Annotated in this window: 1 pseudogene; it reads left to right on the plus strand. The window is 77.9% G+C overall.

Annotated features, from left to right (window positions below):
• Positions 1-507: pseudogene (locus A7A76_RS18790) on the plus strand (hypothetical protein); the annotation flags it as partial.

A 507-nucleotide genomic window follows, 5' to 3' on the forward strand; every position in this document is an offset into this window, starting at 1 on the left:
GCCGCCGGCGCAGGTCGCGGTGGCCGCGCCGCCGACGCCGCAGCTGCAGGCGCAGTTGCCGGACGTGCCGGTGCGCGACGTGCCCGAACCGCAGCTGCCGCCGCCGACGGTCGAGCAGCCGGTGATGGTCAGCAAGGAAACCCCGGACGCGCCGCAGGTGTTCGTGCTGCCGCCGACGCGCAAGCGCATCGACGACAGCGTGCGCGCGCCGCAGATCCAGGCCGCGCAGCAGCCGCTGCGCAGCGTCGATGTGCCCGCGCCGGTGCAGCCGCCGGCGTTGCGCGCGCCGCAGCGGGAGATCGCGTTGCCGAGCGTGCAGGCGCGGCCGCGCGAGGTCGCGGTGCGCGATGTGCCCGCGCCGGCGCAACTGCCGCAGCTGCAGGTGCGCGAGGTGGCGCCGCGGCCGGTCGAGGCGCCGCAATTGAATTCGAACCCGCCGCAGGTGCGCGTCGCCGAGATTCCGAGCCCGCCGACGCCCGCGCCGAGCGCGGCGCCGGCCGCGGCGAC

Source organism: Lysobacter enzymogenes (assembly GCF_017168095.1).
GTDB lineage: Bacteria > Pseudomonadota > Gammaproteobacteria > Xanthomonadales > Xanthomonadaceae > Lysobacter > Lysobacter enzymogenes_D.